4 protein-coding genes are annotated in these 3,697 nt (G+C 62.7%); all 4 read right to left on the reverse strand.

Annotation, left to right across the window (positions count from 1 at the left end; translation table 11 throughout):
• Positions 1–871, reverse strand: an 871-nt coding sequence (locus tag KDH09_00220) for a hypothetical protein (protein MCB0218089.1), incomplete at its 3' end; no start/stop codon positions are given.
• Between the two features lie 141 nt (positions 872–1,012).
• Entirely contained in the window at positions 1,013–2,008 is a 996-nt protein-coding gene (locus KDH09_00225) for a hypothetical protein (protein MCB0218090.1), read from the reverse strand.
• A 122-nt stretch (positions 2,009–2,130) separates the two neighbouring features.
• Positions 2,131–3,384 carry an amino acid permease gene (locus tag KDH09_00230; protein ID MCB0218091.1) on the reverse strand — a complete coding sequence of 418 codons (1,254 nt, stop codon included), beginning with the start codon at positions 3,382–3,384 and terminating at the stop codon, positions 2,131–2,133.
• Between the two features lie 130 nt (positions 3,385–3,514).
• Positions 3,515–3,697: pentapeptide repeat-containing protein (locus KDH09_00235; GenBank protein ID MCB0218092.1), on the reverse strand; the 183-nt coding region annotated here is incomplete at its 5' end.

Raw genomic sequence — 3,697 nt, forward strand, 5'->3', positions numbered from 1 at the left:
CTGCGCAGTTGTCGCCGCTATCGGTCGTGTCGTCCCCGTCGAACTCGATGGCTTCGCCGGCGCACATGCCGCCGTTCTGGATCGCGTCCGACCCGTCGTACTGATAGATCGCGTCCAGGTTGACGACGTGGGTCCAGAATTCCTTGCCGAAAATGCCGTCCCCGTCACCGTCGGTGGAAAGCGTCACGGTGCCGTAAAGCTCGTTCACATCCGGGGTGCCCTCCGAAGGCGTCTCGGCATTGAAGTAGTGGGCCGTCCACTGGCCGTTGAGGCGGACCGCGCTCTCGTTCGAGAGCGTGATGCCCGCGGGCGCCGGCTGGTCGAGCAGGTTGCCCTCGATCAGGCAGTTGGCAAAAATCACCGTGCGGGTGGTCTCGTAGTCGGCTCCGGGCACCCGGCCCATGTCGTCATAGGTCGTGGTGACAACGAAGGTCTCGATGATGGCGCCTCCGGCTCCATTGCCCGCGGCCGAGCCGCCGGTGCCGGTGCTGTTGCAGTAGGTCGTGCGCGTCACGTTGAAGGTGAGCTCGGTCTCTTCGGTCAGGGCTTCGGTCACATCGGCAAAGCGATCGGTCGCCTCCAGGTCATCGTTGTCGAGTTCGCTTCCGGGTCCAACCAGAAGCTGCACCAGATTCCGGAGGGCGTCGGCATCGTTCGTGGGCACATCGGCAAGTCCGATGTTGTCCAGGTCGCCGTCGCAATCGCCATTGCAGGTGCTCTCCAGCGCATCGGCGAGATCCGTGCCACTGAATTCGGCGTCCGAAGCCCCTACCGAGATGCCCGGCAGAAATACCGATGTGTCGCTACTACAAGCCGCCACGGCCGTCATCACAAACAAGCACGAGAGTGCCGTTCCAAGAATCTTCTTCATCACTGTCTCCTCTGTTCCTCTAATTGGGGACGCACTCTACTTCCCCTTGCCGCAAATAGCTCAAACTTTTCGGCCCCCCACAAAAAAAGCCGGGCCCCATACGGGGCCCGGCCTGGCAGTCGAATCAAAATCGGGGCGAACTTAGTAGAAGAAGCTCCAGAAGTTGTCGAGCTCCAGCGCCTCAACAACATCGCTGGCCGGAATGAACACTTCACCACCATCGGCACAGTCGTCGTCCCCGTCGTCCTCGTCGTCCGGGCCGAAATCAATGAGCCCGCCGGCGCAGGCGCCGCCGTTGGAGGGTACGACATCATCGTCCCAGATGTCTTCGCCATCGAAGGTCACGATGTTGGTCCAGAACTCATTGCCGAAGACCCCATCGCCGTCAGCGTCGGTGGAGAGCAGGACGGTGCCCTTCAGCGAGGCAACTTCCGCGTTGGTCGGCGAAATCGTGCCGTCCGGACGCACATAGTCGAGGGCATAGCCACCGTTGAGACGAATGGCCGTCGTGTGCGTGACTCCATCACCCACCGGAAGCGGCTGGCTGAGCAGGTTGCCCTCGAACAGGCAGTTGGCGAAGGTCACGATGTACTGCGCATCAATATCGCTGTTACCGACAATGCCCATGTCGTCGAATTCGGCAGTAAGGACCAGCGCCTCACGAATGATACCGCCGAGAGCATCACCATCGCTACCACCCGTGGAGTTGCAGTTTGTGGTGCGGGTAATGTTGAAGGTCATTTCCGTAGGCTCGGTGAGATCAGCAACTGCATCATCGAAATCGTCAGCGTTTTCAATGTCATCGGTATCGAGCGGATCGCTGAAGGCCGGGGCGAACAGCATCACGAAGAGCGTTTCAGCATCGTCGTCGTCGAGATCGTTAAAATCGGCAACATCATCATTGAATTCCTTGACGGAAGCGCCCGAGATCGCCGGGGTCTGCAGGATGCCGTCGCAGCCATCACCGTAACCACACTCTGTCTCGATACCGTCGGCAATTTCCTCACCGTTGGTGCTCGCATCGACACTGCCAAGCGAAATGCCCGGAAGCAACGCCAAGTCGTCATCGCTGCAACCGGTGCTCGCGGCAGCCACTACAAAAAGGCACACAAGTGCCATGGTTTGAAACTTCTTCATATCCTCAAATCCCCTTATCTATCTTTCGTGAACCGCTCGGGTCCAGCTCGCTTGAATTGCAACGTATTGTAGTCGCGGCGCCAGCGATTAGTAGATGGAATACAAGAACTCCATGATAAGAATTATCTCCAGAAAGCACTGTACGCCAGAAAGATAAATATCACGCCAAAACCGCACCAGGGCACCCATAACGGGAAGACGCGCACGCCGGCAGGTGCAGCACCACTGGATTTCACGCGGATGAGCGCGGCATTGACGAGCGCGAAGACGCCGAGCGTCAGGTAGCTCGTGGCGCTGGCCAGCGCGCCCAGATCGAACAGCAGCGAGAGCCCCCACACGAGCGCGCCGACAAGGAGCGTGGCGCGCACCGGCGTGCGGGTGCGCGCGCCCACCACCCCGAGGGCCGGGCCGATCCAGCCCTCGCGCGAGAGGCCGTAGAGAATCCGGCTGCTCTTGATCATCTGGATGAGCGCGCCGTTGCTCACGGCAAAGAGGCTGACGAGCGCAATGACGCGCGCGCCGCCGTGCCCTTCAAGCACCAGCGAGAGCGGGGCCTTCGAGGTCCCAAGCCGCGCGGGCTCCACCGCCGCCACGCACACCAACGCGACGATGAGATAGAGCAGCGTGCTCACCACCAGCGCGATGATGATCGCCCGCGGCAGGTTGCGCGAGGGGTCCCGCACCTCCTCGGAGACGACGACCATGTCCTCGAAACCCAGGAAGGCGTAGAACGCAAAGAGCGCGCCCGCCCCCACGCCGCCCCAGTGCAGCGCGCCCGGCGCCTCAAGACGCGCGGGCAGTTCCCCCAACGCGCTGCCGGCCATTGCCACGACAAAGAGCAGCCCGCCGATCTCCAGCAGCGTGATGGCGCTGGCCGCGCGGGCCGACTCGCTGATCCCCCAGATCGCCAGCGCAACCAGCGCGCAGCAGAGCAGCGTCACCGAAACCCATTCGGGGATTTCCGCGAAGACCGTGAGGTAACCGGCAAAACCCTCTGCAATCGTCGCCGACGAAGCGATTCCAACGCCCGCCATGGCGATGCCCACCGCCCGCGAGAGCGCCGGGCGCGCAAAGGCTTCGTGCATGTAAGCGGCCTCGCCGGCGCTGCGCGGGAAGCGCGAGGAAAGCTCGGCGTAGGAGAGCGCGGTGAATGCCGCCATGAGCGCCGCCAGTACAAAAGAGAGCGGCGCGAGCACCCCGGCCTTCGCCGCGATCTCCCCGACGAGCACATAGATCCCGGCCCCCAGAATGGTGCCGAGCCCATACAGGGTAAGAAGCGGCAGGCCGAGCGCCCGCCGAAGGGACGGTTGTGATGACTCGCCCGGTTGCACGAGCGGGAGCGTAGCACGCGGGAAAAGGATGTCGCTTCCTCCCACACCGCTCCCTTTCAGGGAGAGGTCAAGCAAAGCGAGGGTGAGGGTGAATGCGGCGAATCGGTACAGGCCTTCCACCCTCACCCGCCCTCCGGGCACCCACTCCCTGAAAGAGAGAGGAAAAAGTGTCGCCCTACTCCCTCACCGCCCCTTCAAAGTTCGCACCCTCGATGTCTGCACCCCGGAGGCTCGCCCCGCGCAGGTCGGCGCCAGAGAAGTCGGCGCCACGCAGCACCGCGCTGGATAGATCGGCGGCGCGCAGGTCGGCGTATTGGAGCTGCGCCCCTTCGAGGTTGGCTTCTTTCAGGTTGGCGCC

This window comes from Chrysiogenia bacterium (assembly GCA_020434085.1).
Taxonomy (GTDB): Bacteria; JAGRBM01; JAGRBM01; order JAGRBM01; family JAGRBM01; genus JAGRBM01.